The 18,833-nt window shown below is 76.2% G+C and carries 19 protein-coding genes and 1 pseudogene; 14 read left to right on the plus strand and 6 right to left on the minus strand.

Going from position 1 to position 18,833, the window contains the following annotated elements:
• Nucleotides 1-66 precede the first annotated feature (66 nt).
• Genes ACI791_RS00165 through ACI791_RS00190 form a run of 6 tightly spaced genes read left to right on the plus strand, consistent with a single transcriptional unit; the run spans nt 67 to nt 5,428 of the window.
• A complete protein-coding gene (locus tag ACI791_RS00165) occupies nt 67-576 on the plus strand; it encodes a YbaK/EbsC family protein (RefSeq protein WP_456584192.1) in 510 nt (169 codons plus the stop codon).
• Nucleotides 573-1,166 carry a GNAT family N-acetyltransferase gene (locus ACI791_RS00170; protein WP_456584193.1) on the plus strand — a complete coding sequence of 198 codons (594 nt, stop codon included), beginning with the start codon at nt 573-575 and terminating at the stop codon, nt 1,164-1,166. The genes ACI791_RS00165 and ACI791_RS00170 overlap by 4 nt, the downstream gene beginning before the upstream one ends.
• Complete coding sequence (locus ACI791_RS00175) at nt 1,163-2,815, plus strand: phytoene desaturase family protein (RefSeq protein ID WP_456584194.1); 1,653 nt, start codon at nt 1,163-1,165, stop codon at nt 2,813-2,815. Before ACI791_RS00170 ends, ACI791_RS00175 begins: the two co-directional genes overlap by 4 nt.
• Nucleotides 2,812-3,624, plus strand: a complete 813-nt coding sequence (locus tag ACI791_RS00180; RefSeq protein WP_456584195.1) for a carotenoid biosynthesis protein — start codon at nt 2,812-2,814, stop codon at nt 3,622-3,624. Before ACI791_RS00175 ends, ACI791_RS00180 begins: the two co-directional genes overlap by 4 nt.
• A complete protein-coding gene (locus tag ACI791_RS00185; RefSeq protein WP_456584196.1) occupies nt 3,621-4,772 on the plus strand; it encodes a glycosyltransferase in 1,152 nt (383 codons plus the stop codon). The genes ACI791_RS00180 and ACI791_RS00185 overlap by 4 nt, the downstream gene beginning before the upstream one ends.
• The gene (locus ACI791_RS00190) at nt 4,769-5,428 is read left to right on the plus strand and encodes a flavin reductase family protein (protein WP_456584197.1); all 660 of its coding nucleotides are present in this window, start codon (nt 4,769-4,771) and stop codon (nt 5,426-5,428) included. Before ACI791_RS00185 ends, ACI791_RS00190 begins: the two co-directional genes overlap by 4 nt.
• On the opposite strand, the gene ACI791_RS00195 is transcribed toward ACI791_RS00190, so the two are convergent.
• Together ACI791_RS00195 and ACI791_RS00200 are read right to left on the minus strand one after the other, a co-directional pair.
• Nucleotides 5,429-6,406 carry a carbohydrate kinase family protein gene (locus ACI791_RS00195; RefSeq protein ID WP_456584198.1) on the minus strand — a complete coding sequence of 326 codons (978 nt, stop codon included), beginning with the start codon at nt 6,404-6,406 and terminating at the stop codon, nt 5,429-5,431. It lies immediately after the preceding gene.
• A 152-nt stretch (nt 6,407-6,558) separates the two neighbouring features.
• Nucleotides 6,559-7,257 (minus strand): CDP-alcohol phosphatidyltransferase family protein, encoded by a 699-nt coding sequence (locus ACI791_RS00200; RefSeq protein WP_456584199.1) that lies wholly within the window; start codon nt 7,255-7,257, stop codon nt 6,559-6,561.
• 47 nt (nt 7,258-7,304) lie between these two features.
• On the opposite strand from ACI791_RS00200, the gene ACI791_RS00205 reads away from it, so the two are divergent.
• Both ACI791_RS00205 and ACI791_RS00210 read left to right on the plus strand, forming a co-directional pair.
• The gene (locus ACI791_RS00205) at nt 7,305-8,099 is read left to right on the plus strand and encodes a lipase family alpha/beta hydrolase (protein ID WP_456584200.1); all 795 of its coding nucleotides are present in this window, start codon (nt 7,305-7,307) and stop codon (nt 8,097-8,099) included.
• Nucleotides 8,100-8,173: 74 nt separating this feature from the next.
• Nucleotides 8,174-8,809, plus strand: coding sequence for a hypothetical protein (locus tag ACI791_RS00210; protein ID WP_456584201.1), 636 nt, complete (start codon nt 8,174-8,176; stop codon nt 8,807-8,809).
• Here the strand turns inward: ACI791_RS00210 and metF are convergent.
• Nucleotides 8,799-9,707 carry a methylenetetrahydrofolate reductase [NAD(P)H] gene (gene metF / locus ACI791_RS00215; protein ID WP_456584202.1) on the minus strand — a complete coding sequence of 303 codons (909 nt, stop codon included), beginning with the start codon at nt 9,705-9,707 and terminating at the stop codon, nt 8,799-8,801. The two genes, ACI791_RS00210 and metF, sit on opposite strands and share 11 nt — an antisense overlap.
• A gap of 130 nt (nt 9,708-9,837) precedes the next feature.
• On the opposite strand from metF, the gene ACI791_RS00220 reads away from it, so the two are divergent.
• The 3 genes from ACI791_RS00220 (at nt 9,838) to ACI791_RS00230 (ending at nt 13,587) form a co-directional block, all read left to right on the plus strand.
• Nucleotides 9,838-11,034: a polyprenyl synthetase family protein gene (locus ACI791_RS00220; RefSeq protein ID WP_456584203.1), complete on the plus strand. Its 1,197-nt coding sequence runs from the start codon at nt 9,838-9,840 to the stop codon at nt 11,032-11,034.
• Nucleotides 11,034-12,566, plus strand: coding sequence for a phytoene desaturase family protein (crtI, locus tag ACI791_RS00225; RefSeq protein WP_456584204.1), 1,533 nt, complete (start codon nt 11,034-11,036; stop codon nt 12,564-12,566). The genes ACI791_RS00220 and crtI overlap by 1 nt, the downstream gene beginning before the upstream one ends.
• A gap of 67 nt (nt 12,567-12,633) precedes the next feature.
• Entirely contained in the window at nt 12,634-13,587 is a 954-nt protein-coding gene (locus ACI791_RS00230) for a phytoene/squalene synthase family protein (protein ID WP_456584205.1), read from the plus strand.
• Here the strand turns inward: ACI791_RS00230 and ACI791_RS00235 are convergent.
• From ACI791_RS00235 to ACI791_RS00245, 3 genes and pseudogenes are all read right to left on the minus strand, one after another.
• Nucleotides 13,584-13,793: pseudogene (locus ACI791_RS00235) on the minus strand (lycopene cyclase domain-containing protein); the annotation flags it as partial. The gene ACI791_RS00230 and the pseudogene ACI791_RS00235 overlap by 4 nt on opposite strands.
• Complete coding sequence (locus ACI791_RS00240; protein ID WP_347060249.1) at nt 13,790-14,155, minus strand: lycopene cyclase domain-containing protein; 366 nt, start codon at nt 14,153-14,155, stop codon at nt 13,790-13,792. The gene ACI791_RS00240 and the pseudogene ACI791_RS00235, both read right to left, overlap by 4 nt.
• Nucleotides 14,156-14,271: 116 nt before the next feature.
• Nucleotides 14,272-14,595: an Rv2175c family DNA-binding protein gene (locus ACI791_RS00245; protein WP_347060248.1), complete on the minus strand. Its 324-nt coding sequence runs from the start codon at nt 14,593-14,595 to the stop codon at nt 14,272-14,274.
• Between the two features lie 13 nt (nt 14,596-14,608).
• Here ACI791_RS00245 and ACI791_RS00250 point away from each other — a divergent pair, with 13 nt between their 5' ends.
• The 3 genes from ACI791_RS00250 (at nt 14,609) to ACI791_RS00260 (ending at nt 18,740) form a co-directional block, all read left to right on the plus strand.
• Entirely contained in the window at nt 14,609-15,760 is a 1,152-nt protein-coding gene (locus tag ACI791_RS00250; protein ID WP_456584206.1) for an alpha-hydroxy acid oxidase, read from the plus strand.
• An 82-nt stretch (nt 15,761-15,842) separates the two neighbouring features.
• Complete coding sequence (pknB, locus tag ACI791_RS00255; protein ID WP_456584207.1) at nt 15,843-17,828, plus strand: Stk1 family PASTA domain-containing Ser/Thr kinase; 1,986 nt, start codon at nt 15,843-15,845, stop codon at nt 17,826-17,828.
• 33 nt (nt 17,829-17,861) lie between these two features.
• Nucleotides 17,862-18,740, plus strand: coding sequence for a deoxyribonuclease IV (locus ACI791_RS00260; protein WP_456584208.1), 879 nt, complete (start codon nt 17,862-17,864; stop codon nt 18,738-18,740).
• The last annotated feature ends 93 nt before the right edge of the window (nt 18,741-18,833 follow it).

Raw genomic sequence — 18,833 nt, forward strand, 5'->3', positions numbered from 1 at the left:
GGCGCCGACCGTCCGCGCGACCGAGCGGGGCACGCGCCCGGCTCGGGCCGGTGGCAGGATCGACCCATGCCCTTGCCGGACCACCCACGGGTCACCGAGGTCGCGCGGCTGCTCCGCGCGGCCGGTGCCACCGGCGAGGTGCGCCACCTGCCCGACACCGCCCGGACCGCCGCCGCAGCCGCAGCAGGGCTCGGCGTCCCGGTCGGCGCCATCGCCAACAGCCTGGTGTTCGACGTCGACGGTGCTCCCGTGCTGATCCTGACCAGCGGCGCCCACCGGGTCGACGAGACACGGGTCGCCGAGTTCCTCGGCGTCCCGCAGCTCACCCGGGCCGATCCGGAGTTCGTGCGGCGGCACACCGGCCAGCCCATCGGCGGCGTCGCGCCGATCGGACACCCCGAGCCGATCGGCACGCTCGTCGACGTCGAGCTGGCCCGCTTCGACGTGGTGTGGGCAGCCGCCGGGCACCCGCACACGGTCTTCCCCACCAGCTACGACGAGCTCCTCCGCCTCACCGAGGGCACCCCGGTCGAGGTCGCGGCCGCGGCCGATTCCGCCCCGCAGGCCGCCCCGTGACCGGCACCCGGCCGGCCACCCGCATCGTCGAGCTGCCGCCCCCGTGGATGCGGGAGCACATGCAGGAGGTGCTGACCGTCTACGGCCTGGCGATGGGCTACGACTCCGGCGTCGTCGCCGGGCGGTACGGCTACGCCATCCAGCACACCGAGCGGCCCGGCTTCCGTGCCGTGGGCGCCTTCGCGCAGACCCCGGAGGGCGAGCGGCTCGTCGGCTTCGGCTACGGCTACCTCATCGCCCCCGGGCAGTGGTGGCACGACCAGGTGCGCGCCGCGCTGGACCGCCGGACGGCCAGGAAGTGGCTGCCCGGCGCCTTCGAGGTCTGCGAGCTGCACGTCCACCCCGACGCGCAGAGCCAGGGGCTGGGCCGGCAGCTGCTGCACGCGCTGGTCGAGGGCCTGCCGCACCCGGTCGCCCTGCTCTCCACGCCCGACGCCGACACCAAGGCCTTCCGGCTGTACCGCGCCGACGGCTTCGTCGACCTCGCCCGCGGCTACCACTTCCCCGGCGACTCCCGGCCCTTCGCCATCCTCGGCGCGCGGCTGCCGCTGCATCCGCCGACCCCCTCCGCGCCGAGCTCCCGGGCGTGACCGCGCCCCCCGCTCCCGTGGACGTCGTCGTCGTCGGCTCCGGCCACAACGGCCTGGTCGCCGCCTGCTACCTGGCCCGCGAGGGCCTGCGGGTGGAGGTCGTCGAGTCCGACGACCTCCTGGGCGGTGCGGTGTCCACCGTCGAGCGCTGGCCCGGGGTGCAGGTCGACCGGGGCTCCAGCGCGCACGTGATCATCCGGCACAGCGGCATCGTCGAGGAGCTGGACCTGGCCGCGCACGGGCTGCGCTACATCGACTGCGACCCGTGGGGCTTCGCGCCGGCTCCCGCGCCCGGGAGCCCCGGCCCGGACGGCCGGCCGCTGGTCCTCTCCGTTGACCTGGACGCCACGTGCGCCTCCATCGAGGCTGCCTGCGGCCCGGCGGACGCCGCGGCCTACCGGCGCTTCGTGGCGGTCTGGGCCCCGCGTAGCCGCGCGGTGGTCGCCGCCTTCGGCCGCGCGCCCTCCCCCGGGGGCCTGGTCCGCTCGTTCTGGCCGCTCGGCGCGCCCGCCGAGGGCCGGGCACGCACTCCCGGCGGCGAGCTGGCGGTCGACTTCCTCGGCTCCGGCGACGCCCTGCTGGACCGGTGGTTCACCAGTGAGCGGCTCAAGGCGGCGCTGGCCTGGTTCGGCGCCCAGTCGGGCCCGCCGATGTCCGAGCCCGGCACCGCGGCCATGGTCGGCTGGGTGGCGCTGCTGCACGACGTCCCGCCCGGCCACCCGGTCGGGGGCTCCGGCGGCCTGACGCAGGCGCTGCGCCGGCGGCTGGAGTCCGACGGCGGCCGGGTGGTGCTCGGCGACGGCGCCGCGCGGTTGCTGGTGGAGGACGGCCGGGTCGCCGGGGTCGAGACGCGGTCCGGCCGGCTCGTGCGGGCGCCCTCGGTGGTGGCCGCCTGCCACATCGGCGTGACCCGCGAGCTGGCCGGGGAGGCCGCACCCCCCGTGCTCGCCGAGGCCGCGCCGCCGATCGGCAACGGCTTCGGCCTGGTCGTGCGCGCGCTGACCGACGCCCCGCCGTCGTACCCGGGCGTCTCGGCCGCCGACGCCCTGCAGGGCCTCCAGCTGCTCTGCACCGACCGCGGTCAGCTGGCCGCCGCGCACGGCGACTGGGGTGCCGGCCGGGTGCCCCGCAATCCGGTGCCGCTGGCCATGTCGTTCTCCGTGAGCGACGACACCCTGACCCCGCCGGGGCAGCACGTCGTCACCATCTGGGGGCAGTGGTACCCCTACGCGCTCGCCGACGGCGGCGACTGGGACGCGCTGGCCGACACCGAGGCCCGGCGCCTGGTGGATGCCGTCGACCGCTACGCCCCCGGGTTCGCCGGCTCCGTCCGGGAGGTGTACGTGCAGACCCCGCTGGCCCTGGAGCGGGAGCTGTCCCTCCCCCGTGGCAACGTCATGCACGTGGAGATGGGCCTGGCCAGCATGTTCGCCTTCCGCCCGGCGCCGGGGCTGTCGGGCTACCGGGTGCCGGGCCTGCCCGGCCTCTACCTGGCCGGCGCCTCCACCCACCCCGGCGGCGGCGTCTCGGGCAACTCCGGGCGGACGGCGGCGCGCACCCTTCTCGCCGACCGCCGGGCGCTGCCCCGCGCCCGGGCGGCGGCCGGCCGGGCGCTGCGGCGGCTGCGGGCCGGAGCGGCGGAGGTGTGACGGCCACGACCGCCTCCGCGCCGGCGTCGGCCCTGCGCCGCGTCGTCCCCCTGGCGCTGGCCGGCGCGCTCGTCGCCACGGCCATCGCCTACCCGCTGACCTCGGGCGACCTGCGCGACGTCGTCTCCTGGACCATCGTGCTGCTCGGCTCCGCGCTGTCGGTGGTGCACGCGGGCCTGAGCCGGGGGGTGCGCACCGGGCTGGGGGTGCTGGTGCTCGTCGCGCTCGTGGCCATCGGCTTCGAGTCGGTGGGCCTGGCCACCGGCTACCCCTACGGCAGCTACACCTACAGCGACACCCTCGGCCCCACGCTGCTCGGCGTGCCGTTCCTCGTCCCGCTCGCCTGGCTGATGATGGCCTGGCCGAGCTGGCTGCTCGGCGACGTGCTGGCGCGGCCGGTCCGCGCCTCCCGCCGCCGGCCGGCCCGCATCGGCTGGGCGGCGGCGGTCTTCGCCGCGTGGGACGTCGTCCTCGATCCGCAGCTGGTGCAGGCCGGCTACTGGACATGGGCCGATCCGTCCCCCGGCCTGCCCGGCATCGACACCGTGCCGCTGACCAACCTGGCCGGCTGGCTGCTCGCCGGGCTGGTCCTGATGACCCTGCTGGACGCGCTGGTCGCCCGTACCGCGAGCGGGCCCCGCACCGGTCCGGGCGCCCCCCTGTTCGCGCTGGCCTGGATGACCCTCGGCGGCGCCCTCGCGCACGCCGGCTGGCTCGGCCTGCCCGGCTCGGCGGCCTGGGGGGCGGGGCTCGGCGCCTGCGTCCTGGTCGTCCTCGCGGTGCAGCAGCGGCGCGCGGGGCGGCGGTGAGCGGCCGGCTGCTGCGCCTCCTGGCCGGGGTCTCGGTCGCCGGGGCGGTGCACGCCGTCGTCAACACCGCGCTGCTGCGCCGTCCCCGTGCGGACCCGCCGCCGGTGGACCGCCGGGTCACCGTCGTGCTGCCGGTCCGCGACGAGGCCGGGCAGGTCGGCGGCTGCCTGGCCGCACTCCTCGACCAGCGGGGGCTGGAGCGGCTGCGGGTCGTCGTGGTCGACGACGGCTCCACCGACGGCACCGCCGACGTGGTGCGCGCGGTGCACGACCGCCGGCTCCGGCTGGTCCCCGCTCCCGCGCCGCCGCCGGGGTGGCTGGGCAAGCCGCACGCCTGCGCGGTCGGGGCGGCAGCAGCGCAGGACGAGGACGGCGCCGACGACGACGTCCTGGTGTTCGTCGACGCCGACGTCCGCCTCTTCCCCGACGCGATCGCCGCCGCCGTCGAGCTCCTCGACGCCTCAGGGCTGGACCTGGTCTCACCGTGGCCCCGCCCGCTGGCGGTGGGCGTGGCCGAGCGCCTCGTGCAGCCGCTGGCGCCGTGGCTCTGGACGACCACGCTGCCGCTGCGCCTGGCCGAGCGCTCGCCCCGCCCGTCGCTGGCCGCCGCCAACGGCCAGTTCCTCGTCGTACGGCGGAGCGCCTACCTGCGGGCGGGTGGGCACGCCGCCGTCCGCGGCGAGGTGCTGGAGGACATCGCGCTTCTCCGGGCGGCGAAGCGGTCCGGCGGCCGCGGCGGGCCGGTCGACGGCTCCCGGCTGGCCGCCTGCCGCATGTACGAGGACTGGCCCGCGCTCCGGGACGGCTACGCCAAGTCGCTGTGGGCGTCGGTCGGCGGCACGCCGGCCGGCGGGCTCGCTACGGCGGCCGCGCTCACCGCCGTCTACGTCGTCCCGCCCCTCGCGGCGCTGGGCGGCTCCCGCGCCGGGCTCGTCGGGTACGCGGCCGGGGTCGCCGGGCGCGTCGCCGCCGCGCTGTCCAGCGGCAGCCGGGCCTGGCCGGACGCCCTCGCCCACCCCGTCTCGATCTTGGTGCTCGACGCGCTCATGGTGCGCTCGGTGCTGGGGCGGCGGCGCGGCACCCTGCGCTGGCGCGGCCGGACGGTGGACGCGAGGAACGCGGGCGCATCGGCGACGATGGACCGGTGACCTCACCCGACCAGTTCCGGCCGCGCACCTCGTTCGACCCCACCGCGATGGACGTCGGCGCGTTCTACCGGGTGCTCAACTCCGTCGTCGTCCCCCGGCCGATCGCCTGGGTCTGCAGCCGCTCGGCCGCAGGGGTGCACAACCTGGCCCCGCACAGCTTCTACACCGTCGCCTGCGTCGACCCGCCGGTCATCCAGTTCACCTCGGTGGGCCGCAAGGACTCGCTGCGCAACGTCGAGGACAGCGGCGAGTTCACCGTGAGCCTCACCCCGGAGTCGCTGTTCGAGCAGATCAACGCCACCGCGACGGACTTCCCGCCGGACCAGAGCGAGGCCGAGCACACCGGGGTCACCCTGGAGCCCAGCGACCGGGTCGCCACGATGCGGGTGGCCCAGTCGCCGGTGACCCTGGAGTGCACGCTGCACGCGACGCTGCGGCTGGGCGACAGCACCGTGGTGTTCGGCCGGGTCGTGCACGTCTCGGCGTGGGAGAGCGTCGTCCGGGACGGCCGGCCGCGGATCGAGGAGCTGCAGCCCCTGGCCCGCCTCGGCGGCAACGAGTGGTCGACGATCGGGGACGTCAAGGAGATCCGCCGGATCCCCTACCGCAGCTGGACCGAGGACCCGGGCATCGGCGACCGCCTCCGCGGGGGCTGATCAGCCGGGCAGGTGGGCGGCGACCTCGTCGGCGGCGTCGGCCCCGAAGGCGTCGGCGAAGCGGGCGAGGAAGCTGTCCCGCGGCAGGTCGTACTCCTGCGTCCCGATGACCTCGACGGCAGCGGTGGCCACGGCCGACCCGAGCTGGGTGGAGCGCTCCAGGCCCAGGCCCCACATGCGGCCGGCGATGAACCCGGCACGCAGCGCGTCGCCGCCACCGGTGGGCTCGACCGGCTTGGTCTCCGGCACGGCGACGACCGACAGCGGTTCCTCACCGGCCCGGCGCACGAGCACGCCGTCGGCAGCGCGGGTGGTCACCCAGGTGCCGACCCGGGCGAGGACCTCGTCGGCCGTCCAGCCGGTCTTCTGCAGCAGCAGCGCCGACTCGTACTCGTTGGTGAACAGCAACTCCGCGCCGCTGACGAGGTCGCGGATCATCTCGCCGTCGGCCCAGGCCAGCTGCTGGCTCGGGTCGGCGGCGAACGGGTAGCCGCGGTCCCGGCACTCCTGCGTGTGGCGGACCATCGCGGTCGGGTCGTTGGGCCCGACGACGACGAGGTCGAGGCTGCCGATGCGCTCGGCGACCGGCGCCAGCTCGATCTGCGAGGCCTCGGCCATCGCGCCCGAGTAGAACGACGCGATCTGGTTGTTCGCCTCGTCGGTGGTGCAGACGAACCGGGCGGTGTGCTTGAGCTCCGACCAGCGCACGCTGCGGGTGTCGACCCCGTGGCGGGACAACCAGGCGTCGTAGTCGGCGAAGTCGCTGCCGACGGCGCCCACCAGCACCGGTGACAGGCCCAGCAGACCCAGCCCGTAGGCCATGTTCGCCCCGGCGCCACCGCGGTGCTGCACCAGGTCGTCGACGAGGAAGGAGAGCGAGACGTTCTCCATCTGGCCCTCGACGAACTGCTCGGTGAAGCGACCGGGGAAGGTCATCAGGTGGTCGGTGGCGATGGAGCCGGTGACGACGACGGGCACGGGGGGCTCCTCGGGGACGGGCCTGGCGTCGGGGCGCGGTGCGCCGGCGCACGAGGGGGCCGCGGCGGTGGACGGACGGGGAACGGCAGGGGCACGCACACCCTAGGTGCCGACCGGCACGACCGCCCGGTCGTGGGGGTCGCCGACGTCGCTCAGTCGGCGGGGGGGACGTCGCCCGCGCCGGGGCCGGCCAGCTCCCCGCCCAGCCATCGGCCCAGCTGCAGGGTGCCGATCGCGCCGAGCAGCACCCCGGTGGCCGCGCCGGCGGTGACCACCAGCACCGCGCCGTCCGCCCCGGCCACCTCGAGCCCGGAGACGACACCCGCGCCGCTGAGGGTCAGGCCCGCCATGGCCACGCGGGTCGGCCGTTCCCACAGGGAGATCGGGCCGGTGCGGTGCACACCGGCCTGCCCGGCGCGGGCCCGCAGGTAGTCGGGCAGCCAGCACAGCGCCCCGAAGGCGACGGCGAGCCAGCCCGGGGCACCGGCGACCCAGAGCGCCGCGGCATACGCGGCCTCGGTGAGCCGGTCGACGACGGAGTCGAGGACGAACCCCCGCTGCGAGGCGCGTCCGGTGCCGATGGCCAGCGCGCCGTCGAGGCTGTCGAGCAGCCCGGAGAGCCCGACGAGCAGCCCGGCCACGACGAGCCAGGCACCGCCCGCGGCCGCCGGCGCCACCGCGGCCGCCGCGACGACCACGCCGGCGGCGGTGGCGAGGGTCGGGGGCAGCGCGGCCAGCGGCCGGGCGAGGGCGTGTGCGAGCGACAGCCAGCCGCGCACGAGGGCCGATCCGGTGTCGGCGCCGCCGTGCCACCGCGACCAGGCGTCCAGGTACTCCTCCCTGCTGAGCACCGCCCCTCCTCCCCCGCCGCCGGGTCCGCCCCAGGGACAGTGGGAGCATGCCCGCCGCCCGGACGCGTCGTTCCCTGCTGATCCTCCTGGCCGTGGCGCTGGTCGGCGCGGCGGCCGTGGCCGGCGTGCTCCTCACCCGGGACGGCGGGTCCTCCGCGCCCGCGCCGGTGGCGGCGGAGGTGCCGGGCCCGGTGCTGCTCGTGCCCGGCTACGGCGGCGACACCGCCGGCCTGGAACCGCTGGCCCAGCGGCTGCGCGACACCGGCCGCGACGCCACCGTGGTGCCGCTGCCCGGCGGCGGCACCGGTGACCTGCGCGCGGCAGCGGACGTCCTCGACGCCGCGGCGTCGTCGGCGCTGGCCAGGAGCGGGGCCGGCAGCGTCGACGTCGTCGGCTACTCGGCCGGCGGGCTGGTCGCCCGGCTGTGGGTAGCCGACGGGCACGACGACGTCGTCCGCCGCGTGGTCACCCTCGGCTCACCGCACCACGGCACCGGCGTGGCGTCGCTCGGCGCCGTGTTCGCACCGGACCGGTGCGCGGAGGCCTGCCGCCAGATGGTGCCGGGCAGCGAGCTGCTCACCGGGCTGGCCGCCGACGAGACGCCCGAGGGGGTGGACTGGGTGTCGGTGTGGACGACGCAGGACACGGTGGTCACCCCGCCGGAGTCCGCCCGCCTGGACGGCGCGCTGAACCTGACCGTGCAGTCGGTGTGCCAGGGCCTGCAGGTGAGCCACGCCCAGCTGCCGCGTGATCCGGTGGTGCAGGGCATCGTGCTCGCGGAGCTGGACGCCGGGGACCCGGTCCCGCTGACGTCCGCGGACTGCGCCCGCCTGGGCGGCTGAGCGGGACCGCCGTGCTGAGCGCCCCACCTGGCCGTCGGCGCATCGCGCGCCCGGGATCGGGGCATGCCCGGTCCATGGCCCCTCCGATCAGCGACGCCGTCGTCGTCGACGTCCTGCGCCGGCTCGACCGGCTGCTCACCCCGCTGGCCACCCGGCTGGGCCGGCCACCGGCGCTGCCGCGCCGCGAACGCGACGAGTGGTGGGCCGACCGGGTCTCCCGGGTGGCGGCCGGCGTCTCCGCCGTCCCCCGGTTGGCCGGCAAGCTCGCCGACCTGCTGCCGCTGCAGAACACCGTCGGCACCGCCGTGCAGTCCCTCGTGGTGCTCGGCGTGGCCGGCGAGCACGGCGTGGCGGCGCCGGCCGAGCGGGTGTCGCTGCTGGCCCGGGTGCTGCTCGACCGGGAGCTGAGCCCCGCGCGTGTCGAACCGCTCCTCACCCGCGCCCAGGGCACCTACGTGGAGGGCACCCTGGGCAGCAGGGACGAGCGCCGCGGGGTCACCGGAGCCGCCCGGACGCTGTGGCGCGCGGCCCGGCTGCTCGGCCGGATCGACGACGCCCTCGACGCCCGGCCCAAGGGCCGGCTGCTGGCCCGCGCGGTCGCCAACCTCCCCGTCGTCGGTGTCGCCGGCGGGTACGTCTCGGAGCGGGCGGGCCTGCGCCGGGCCGCGGCGAAGGCGGCGGACGTGCTGGAGGCCCCGCTCAGGACGTGACGGCGGGCGCGGCGGCGGCGAGGTTGGTGAACACCTCGCGGGTCGCCGTGGAGCGGTTCATGGTGATGAAGTGGATGCCGGGCACGCCTTCGTCGAGGAGCTGCCGGCACATGTCCGTGGCCACCTCGACGCCGAGGGCGCGCACGGCGGCCTTGTCCTCGGGCCGGTCGCCGTCCAGGGCGGCGAAGCGGTCGGCGAGCTCGGGCGGGAACGCCTGGCCCGACAGCTGGACGATGCGGGTGATCTGCCGGACGCTCGTGACCGGCATGACCCCGGCGATGACCGGGACCTCGCACCCCTTGGCCGCCACCCGGTCACGCATCCGCAGGTAGTCCTCGGGGCGGAAGAACATCTGGGTGATCGCGAAGTCGGCGCCCGCCCGGCACTTGGCCACGAACATCTCGACGTCGGTGTCGAAGTCCGGGGAGCGCGGGTGCCGCTCGGGGAACGCGGCGACGCCGACGGAGAAGTCGCCGACGGAGCGGATCAGCTCCACCAGCTCGGAGGCGTACCGCAGGCCCTCGGGGTGGGCGACCCACTCCGCCTGCGGATCGGCGCCCGGCGGGTCGCCGCGCAGCGCCATGATGTTGCGCACCCCGGCCGCCGCCATGCGGCTGATCACGTGCCGCAGCTCCGCGACGCTGTGGTCGACGGCGGTCAGGTGCGCGAGCGGGGTCATGGTCGTGTCCGCCGCGATCCGCTCGGTCATCGCCACGGTGCCCTCGCGGGTGGAGCCGCCGGCCCCGTAGGTCACCGACACGAAGGACGGGCGGAGCCGCTCCAGCTCGCGCAGCGCCGTCCACAGCTGCTCCTCCCCGGCCGGCGTCTTCGGCGGGAAGAACTCGAACGACCACGTGGGTCGCTCGGTGGCGAGGAGCTCGCGCACGGTCCGGGTCACGGCATCCGAGGGTAGTGGCGTCCGGACCGGCCCCGGCGGCGCCACCACCGGAGTCCGGCCGCCGAGGTGCATCCGGCTCCCTCCCGGGCACCGAAGAGGCCATGGACCGGCAACCGGGGGCGGAGTGACGATGGAGCAGAGCACGGCGGCCGCCCTGCTGGAGGGGCAGCGCCCCACCGGGTCGGGCGATACTGACCGCATGATCGCCCGGGCGCAGCAGCGCGAGTCGGCCCGCTCCGCACCACCGCTGGCGGCGGCGGACCTCGACCGGGTGCGCGCCGCGGTGGCCGCCGCGCTCGACGCCTTCCTCGACCAGCAGCGCGCCACGCTCGCCGGCATGGACCCGAGCCTGGCCCCGGTCGTCGACGAGGTCCGCGCCGTCGCCGAGGGCGGCAAGAAGCTGCGCCCGTCCTTCGCCTACTGGGGCTGGCGCGGCGCCCGCGGCCACGGCCCCGGCGTCGGCGAGGACGACGACGCGGTGCTGCGCGCGGTCGCCGCCCTGGAGTTCGTGCACGCCAGCGCCCTGGTGCACGACGACGTCATGGACGCCGCCGGCACCCGGCGCGGCCGGCCGACCACGCACATCGGCTTCGCCGACCGGCACACCGCCCACGGCTTCTCCGGCGACCAGGAGCTCTTCGGCGTCGGCGCGGCCATCCTCGTGGGCGACCTCGCCCTCGTGTGGTCCGACGAGATGCTCCGCTGCTCCGGCATCTCCGAGGCGGCCCTGGGCCGGGCCCGGGCGGTCTGGGACACCATGCGCACCGAGGTCACCGCCGGGCAGTACCTCGACCTGCTGCGCGCAGCCGGCGGGCTGCCCGGCCCCGACGGCGCGCTGACCGTCGCCCGCTACAAGAGCGCGGGCTACACGGTGCAGCGGCCGCTCCAGCTCGGCGCCGCGATCGCCGGCGCCGGCCCGTCCGTGGTGGAGTCCTTCGCCGCGATCGGCCTGCCCCTGGGCGAGGCGTTCCAGCTCCGCGACGACCTGCTCGGCGTCTTCGGCGATCCGCAGGTCACCGGCAAATCCGCCGACGACGACCTGCGCGAGGGCAAGCAGACGCTGCTGGTCGCGCTGGCCGAGGACGCGGCGGACGACGCCGGCCGGCGGCTGCTCGGCGAGCTGCTGGGGAACCCCGACGCCGGCCCGGAGGAGTTCGAGGTGCTGCGCGGCCTGCTGGTCTCCACCGGCGCCCGCGACCGCGTCGAGCAGCGCATCACGGTCAGCACCGCCCGCGCGCGGGACGCCATCGCCGAGTCCCCCATCGCCGACGACGCCCGCGCCGCCCTCGACGCGCTCGCGGTCGCCGCCACCACCCGCACCGCCTGATGGTCCGCACCGTTCCGGGTCCCACCGATCGGGTCGTCGTCGTCGGTGCCGGGCTCGCCGGGCTGGCCACCGCCCTGCGGCTGCGCGCCGCCGGCCGCGAGGTCGTCGTCGTGGAACGGGGGAACGGGCCGGGCGGCCGTGCCGGCCGCGTGGAGCAGGCCGGGTACGCCCTGGACACCGGCCCGTCGGTGTTCACCGCACCCGAGGTCGTCGCCGACACCCTCGCCGCGGTCGGCGAGAAGCTCGAGGACCGGCTGACCCTGCGCCCGCTGCCGACCAGCTACCGGGCGCAGTTCGCCGACGGCACGCACCTCGACGTGCACGCCGACCGCGACGCCTTCGCCGCCGAGGTGGCCGCCCTGTGCGGGCCGGCCGAGGCGGACGCCCTGCGGCGCTACCTGGCCGACCTGGCCGAGCTCTACCGGCTGCAGCTGGACACCTTCATCGACCGCAACCTCGACTCCCCGCTGGACCTGCTGGGTCCCCAGCTGCTCACCCTCGCCCGCCGCGGGGGCTTCCGGCGGCTGTCCGGTCACGTCGAGCGCGCGTTCACCGACGACCGGCTGCGCCGGCTGTTCAGCTTCCAGGCGCTGTACGCCGGGGTCTCCCCCTTCCGCGCCATCGCCGCCTACGCGGTCATCGCGCAGCTCGACATCGGCGCCGGCGTCTGGCACCCGGAAGGCGGCATCGCTGCCGTTCCGCGCGCCCTGGCCGACGCCGCGGCCGACGCCGGGGTGCAGCTCCGCTACGGCGCCACCGTCGCCGAGCTGGAGACCGCCGGCGGGCGCGTGGGGGCGGTGCGGCTCGCCGACGGCGAACGGCTGCCCGCCGACGCCGTCGTCGTCACCACCGACGCCCCGCACACCCTGGTGCCCGGCCTGCGCGGCCCGCGCCGGCCGGTGTACTCGCCGTCCTGCGTCGCGCTGCACCTGGGCGTTCGCACGCCGCTGGCGGGCCAGGCCCACCACACGATCAGCTTCGGCGCGGCGTGGCAGCAGGTGTTCGACGAGCTGACTCCGCACGGGCGGCTTCCCGGCGGGGGGTCCAGGGCTCGGCGGGGCAGCATCATGAGCGACCCCAGCCTGCTGATCAGCATGCCCTCGGTCACCGACCGCAGCCTCGCCCCCGACGGTGGTCAGGTGCTCAGCGTCGTCGCCCCCACGCCGAACCTCGACCGGCGCAGCGGCGGCAACCCCGACCTGGACTGGGCCGCACTGGCGCCCCGCTACCGCGAGGAGCTGCTGGCGACGCTGGAGGCCCGAGGGTTCACCGGGGTCACCGACGCGATCGAGGTCGAGCACATGGACACCCCGCTCACGTGGGCGGCGCAGGGCATGGCCGCCGGCACGCCGTTCGCGCTGGCGCACACCTTCGGCCAGACCGGCCCGTTCCGCGCCCCGACCCTGCCCCGGCGCGGCCCGGAGAACGTGGTGCTCGCCGGGTCCTCGGTGCAGCCCGGCGTCGGCGTGCCGATGGTGCTGATCAGCGGCCGGCTCGCGGCCGAGCGGATCACGGGGGTGCCTGCTCCGTGAGGCGGCGGGTGAGTGAGCATCGCGGCGAGGCCTGCGCGCGAGGCCCGAGCCGGACCGTGGACATCGCATGACGGCGCTGCGCCCACCCGGCACCCAGGCCCACCGGCAGGAGCAGCTGCGCGCCGCCTACCGGCGGTGCGCGCAGATCGCCGCGCGGCACGGAAAGAGCTACCACCTGGCCACCCGGCTGCTCACGCCCGACCGGCGGACCGCCGTCCACGCCCTCTACGCCGCCGCACGGGTGGCCGACGACCTGGTGGACGTGCCCGGTGACGACCCCGAGGGTGACCTGGCGGAGTGGTCCCGCGCCGTGCTCGCCGAGCTGGCGGCCGGCTGGTCCGACGACCCGGTCCGGCTGGCCCTGGTGCACACCTACCGCCGCTACGACATCCCGGTCGAGCACCTGGTCGACTTCCTGGCGGCCATGACCAGCGACCTCGAGGTCACCGGCTACGCCGACCTCGACGCCCTCGACCGGTACATGTGGGGCTCGGCATCGGTCATCGGGCTGCAGGTGCTGCCCGTCCTCGGCACGGCCCCCGGGGTCCTCCGGGAGGAGGCGGCTCCGCACGCCATCGCTCTCGGCGAGGCCTTCCAGCTGACCAACTTCCTCCGCGACGTCGCCGAGGACGCCGACCGCGGCCGGATCTACCTGCCGGCGGACCTCATGGCCGCCCACGGGGTGACCCGCGAGCAGCTGCTGGAGCGGCGGCACGACGCCCGGTTCGCCGCGCTGATGCGCGAGATGGTCGAGATCGTCCGCCGGCGGTACGACGACGCGGCCCCCGGGACGCCGCTGCTCGCGCCGGAGTCCCGCGACTGCGTGCGGGCCGCCACCGACCTCTACGGCGGCATCCTGACCGAGATCGAGCGGGCGGACTACCGGGTGCTCGACGGCCGGGTGTCGGTGTCCAAGCCCCGCCGCCTGGCGGTGTTCGCCCGGCGGTTGACCGCGGCCCAGCTGGCCAGGGTGAGGGTCACCATGGCGAACCCGAAGAGCAGGTCCTCCACCGGGGCGTAGGCGACCCGCGGGCCCCAGATGGTGCCGGGGTCGTAGGTGACGACGTCCAGCCCGGTGAGGACGCCGTTCATCAGCAGCTGGAACGTCACGATGATCGCGTAGGCGATCCAGAAGACCTTCCGGGTGACCATCCGGGTGCGGTAGACGGCCAGGTCGACCACCAGGACGGCGACCACCGCCAGCACGGCGAGCGTGGAGTAGCTCACCGCCCGGCCCGCTCCCCGGCCGGCAGGGCCTCCTCGGCCGGGTAGCCGGCGTCCCAGCGGGTCACCTTCCGCACCGCCTCCAGCGCCAGCACCGAGCAGAGCGGGACGACGAGGAAGAACAGCACCTCCTCGACGGGGATGCCGCCGGGCAGCCGGACGCCGAGGGTGCGCACCTCGCTGTAGTTCCAGTGCCCCTGCGCGATCGCGTAGAGGACCCACCCCACGAAGACGACGAACTGCGGGACGACGGCGAGCAGCAAGCGCCGCCAGCGCGCGTAGACGCGCACGCCCAGCACCAGCTCGAGCGGCGCGGTGACCACCAGGCAGCCGGCCAGCAGCCCCAGGTAGGTCAGCCGCTCCACGTCAGCGTCCTCCGCCCCGCGCGGCCTGCCGGATCCAGCCCGGGCCCCCGGAGGTCACAGGGCCTTCCGGTTCGCTCCCGCGGGTCGCTCGCTGCGCTGCTCACACCCGTGTCCGCTCACAGGGCCAGGGCCTGGGCCCGGCGGGTGACCTCGGTGTGCCGGTTGTCCCGCAGCGCCTGCACCGGCGTGCCGGGGAGCGACTCGTCCTCGCGGAACAGCCAGTCGAAGGCCTCCTCGTCGCTGAACCCGCCGTCCCGCAGGACGGTCAGCAGACCGGGCAGGTGCTTGAGGACGACGCCGTCCTGGACGAAGTCCGCCGGGATCTTCCCGTTGCCGCTCCCGGGCACGGCCATCAGCTTCCGGTCGCGCAGCAGCTGGCGGACCCGGTTCGGCGAGGTGCCCAGCAGCTGGGCGACCTCCGCGGGCGTGAGCGTCTCCATAGACTCCGAGCCTATGGCGACCATCGAACCAGCCGACAGCCCGGTGCCGGGACGGCCGCAGCAGGATTCCGGGGCGGAGGTCGCGGAGGACCCGGTCCTCGACCCGCCGTACCTCGACCTGGAGGCGCTGGAGATCCGGGCCCGGGAGCTGCTGCCCGAGCCCGTCTACGACTACTACGCCGGCGGCGCCGAGACCGAGACGACGATGAACGAGGCGACGGCGGCCTGGCGCTCGTGGCGGCTGCGGCCCCGGGTGCTCCGCGGCTTCAGCACCGCGCAGCTGGGCACCGAGCTGCTCGGCTCGCCGGTGCGCAGCCCGATCGGCATCGCTCCGTGGGCCTACCAGGCCATGGCCCACCCCGAGGGCGAGCTGGCCACCGCCCGCGCCGCCGCCGACACCGGCACCCTGATGACCGTCTCGACGAGCGCGAACCACAGCCTCGGGGAGGTCGCGGCCGTCGCGCCCGGCAGCCCGCGGTGGTTCCAGCTCTACCGGCTGCACTCCGAGCGGCACACCGACGACCTCGCCCGGCGCGCCGGGGAGGCCGGCTACCGGGCGCTGGTCCTCACCGTCGACGTCCCCCTGCTGGGCCGGCGCCGCCGCGACATGGGGCACGACTTCGTCCACCGCGCCGGCGTCCGGATGGCCAACCGCCCGCCCGAGGGCGAGGAGCCGACCCTCGACGGCCTGGCGACGGCGACCTGGACGTTCGACGAGATCGCCCGCTTCGGCGAGCTCTCCGGCCTGCCCGTGGTGGTCAAGGGCGTCCTCCGGGGCGACGACGCGGTGCGGTGCGTCCAGGCCGGCGCCGCCGCCGTCTGGGTCACCACCCACGGCGGCCGCCAGGTCGACCCGGCCGTCGCCAGCGCGCACGCGCTGCCCGAGGTGGTCGACGCCGTGGGCGACGACGTCGAGGTCTACGTCGACGGCGGCATCCGCTCCGGCTCCGACGTGCTCACCGCGCTCGCCCTGGGCGCGGACGCGGTCTTTCTCGGGCGGCCCATCGCGTGGGGGCTGACCACCGGGGGCGCGCGCGGCGTCGCCGGGGTCCTCGACGGGCTGAACGCCGAGCTGGAGCACGCGATGGTCCTGTGCGGCCTGCCCGACGTGCGCTCCCTGCCCCGGGACACCGTGACGCCGGCCGGCGTGATCCGGCGCTCCTGACCACGCGCACCAGGCGTACCAGCCGCCCCCCGCACCGCGTGGTGGGGCCCGGGCGGCCGGTACCCCTCCTACACTCGGCGGGGTGGACACCGCCGTGACCGACCCCGTGGTCGGCCTCGTTCTCGAGGGGCGCTACCGCCTCGAGGAGCGGCTGGCACGTGGCGGTATGTCCACCGTCTACGCAGCCACCGACCTGCGGTTGCACAAGACCGTCGCGGTCAAGGTCATGGCCGAGCACCTCGCCCACGACCCGACGTTCGTCGACCGGTTCACCCGCGAGGCGCGCGCCGCCGCGATGCTCAGCCACGTCAACGTCGTGGGGGTCAGCGACCAGGGCAGCGACCAGGGGCTGGTCTTCCTGGTCATGGAGCTGGTGCGCGGCCGCACGCTGCGCGACCTGCTGAGCGCGCGCGGCCGGCTCACCGTCGCCGAGGCGTTCGCCGTGCTCGAGCCGGTCCTCGCCGGGCTCACGGCCGCCCACCGGGCCGGCATCGTGCACCGCGACATCAAGCCCGAGAACGTGCTGATCGGCGTCGACGGCCTGGTCAAGGTCGCCGACTTCGGTCTCGCCCGCGCCGTCGTCGGCACCGGGCAGACCAGCCAGACCGGCGGCGTGCTGATCGGCACCGTCGCCTACCTGTCCCCCGAGCAGCTCGAGCGCGGCCGCGCCGACGCCCGCAGCGACATCTACGCGGCCGGCATCGTGCTGTACGAGATGCTCACCGGGCACCCACCGTTCGGGGGCGACACCCCGCTGGCCGTCGCCTACCAGCACGTGCACCACGACGTGCCCGCACCGTCGGCGGAGGTCCCCGGCCTGCCCTGGCAGGTCGACGAGCTGGTCGCCCGCACCACGCGGCGCGACCCCGCCGGCCGTCCGCTCGACGCCGGAGCGTTCCTCGCCGAGCTCGCCGACGTCCGCACGGACCTCGGTGTCGAGCCGGTCCCGGTGCCCACCGGGCAGAGCAGCGCGGGCCCCGGCACGCTGCGGCCCACCAACCGCCCGACCCGCCCGCGGCCCGGGCACCCCAGCGACCCCGGCACCGAGGTGCTGGGAGGGCGGGGCTCTCGCGCCGCCCGCACCAGCACGCTGCCGGGCATGGGCGCCGGCCCCACCACCGACGTGCACGGCCGCCGCCCCGGGCCGGCCCGACCGCGCCCCGGCGTCCCCGACCACATCCGGCGCCGCCGGGCCCGCCTGTTGATCGCGGTCGTGCTGCTGATGGCCGTCACCGTCGGCGCCGTCGGCTGGTGGCTGGGCTCCGGCCGCTGGACCGACGTCCCGTCGCTCGCGGGCAAGGAGGAGGCCGCCGCGATCGACCTCCTCCAGGACGCCGGCCTCGACCCCGACCCGGTGGTCTCCGAGTGGAGCGAGACGGTGCCCGACGGGCAGGTCATCGCCACCGACCCGGCCTCGGGCTCGGTGATCCGCGGCACCGACGTCCGCGTCGTCGTCTCCAAGGGCCCCGAGCGCTACGTCGTCTCTCCCGACCTCGTCGGGCGCCCCGTGGAGGAGGCCGAGGCGGCGATCCAGGAGCAGCTGCCCGTCCAGATCACCCGCGGCGAGGACTACGACGACACCGTGCCCCCGGGCATGGTCATCGGCTTCGACCCGCCCGCAGGGACCCAGCTCAAGCGCGACCAGGTCGTCACCGTCGTGGTGAGCCAGGGCCGGGCGCCCGTCGCGGTGCCCGACGTGACCGGGCAGAGCCCGGAGCAGGCGACGCGCAACCTGGAGGCGCTGGGCTTCACCGTGCAGCGGGCCGAGGACGGCCGCACCGACGCGGTGGACGTCGGCGAGGTCATGGCCGTCGAGCCCGGGCCCGCGTCCGGCCCGGTGCCCTACGGCAGCACCGTGCGGATTCAGGTCTCGGCGGGCGTCCCGCTGGTCACCGTCCCGGACGTCGTGGACATGCCCGAGGCGGAGGCCATCGCCACCCTGCAGGGCGCGGGCCTGCAGGTGGAGTCCACCCGGTTCTTCGGCGACCGGGTCTTCCGGCAGAGCATCAAGCCCGGGGAGACCGTCGAGAAGGGCACCGAGATCACCATCCTCCTCACCTTCGGATAGGCGCCTCCTCCTTTGTCGAACACCTCCCCCGGTGTGCCGCGCGTCGGCGCGCACATCCAGATCAAGGGCGGGCTGGCCAAGGGTGGGCTCGCCTACACCGACGCCGTCGCCGCGCGCGCCGTCCAGGTGTTCGTGGGCAACCCCCGCGGCTGGAAGCTGACCGACGGCGATCCGAAGCAGGACGCCCTGTTCACCGCCGGCTGCACCGAGCGCGGCGTGCCGTCGTTCATCCACACGCCGTTCCTGGTGAACGTCGGCTCCCCCACCGAGGCCACCGTCGAGCAGTCCATCGCCTCGATCGCGCACAACCTGCGGCGCGGTGCGCAGCTGGGCTGCCGGGGCGTCGTCGTGCACGCCGGCTCCGCCGTCGGCGAGGACCGCTACGACTCCGCCCTGCGCCAGCTGCGCGAGCGGCTGCTGCCGGTGCTGGAGGCGGCGGATCCCGCCGGCCCCCGCCTGCTGATCGAGCCGACCGCCGGCGGCGGCAAGGCCCTGGCCGCCACCGTCGAGGACCTGGGCCCGTACTTCGCGGCCCTGGAGGACCACCCGCTGGTCGGCGTCTGCTTCGACACCTGCCACGCCTGGGCCGCCGGGCACGACCTGTCGGTCCCCGGCGGGATGACGGCGACGCTGGACGCGCTGGAGGCCAGCGTCGGCCCCGGCCGGCTGGGCCTGGTGCACGTCAACGACTCGCTCGACGAGTGCGGCTCCAAGCGCGACCGGCACACCACGATCGGCGAGGGCGCCATCGGCTCCGGCCCCTACGGCACCGGCCCGTTCGCCGAGCTGCTGCGCCACCGCACGACGGCCGGGGTGCCCATGGTCGTGGAGACGCCGAGCCTGCGCGACGGCGACCCGTGCGGTGGCCACGCCGCCGACATCGAGCTGCTGAACTCGCTGATCGGCGACTGAGACGGGAGGGCCCGCGACGGCCTGACCGTCGGCCCCCGGATCACCACGCACCAGCGGCTGTCGATCCCGGCCTCCGGGCAGCCATGGGGGCGT

The sequence above is a fragment of the Blastococcus sp. SYSU DS0973 genome, from assembly GCF_054051055.1.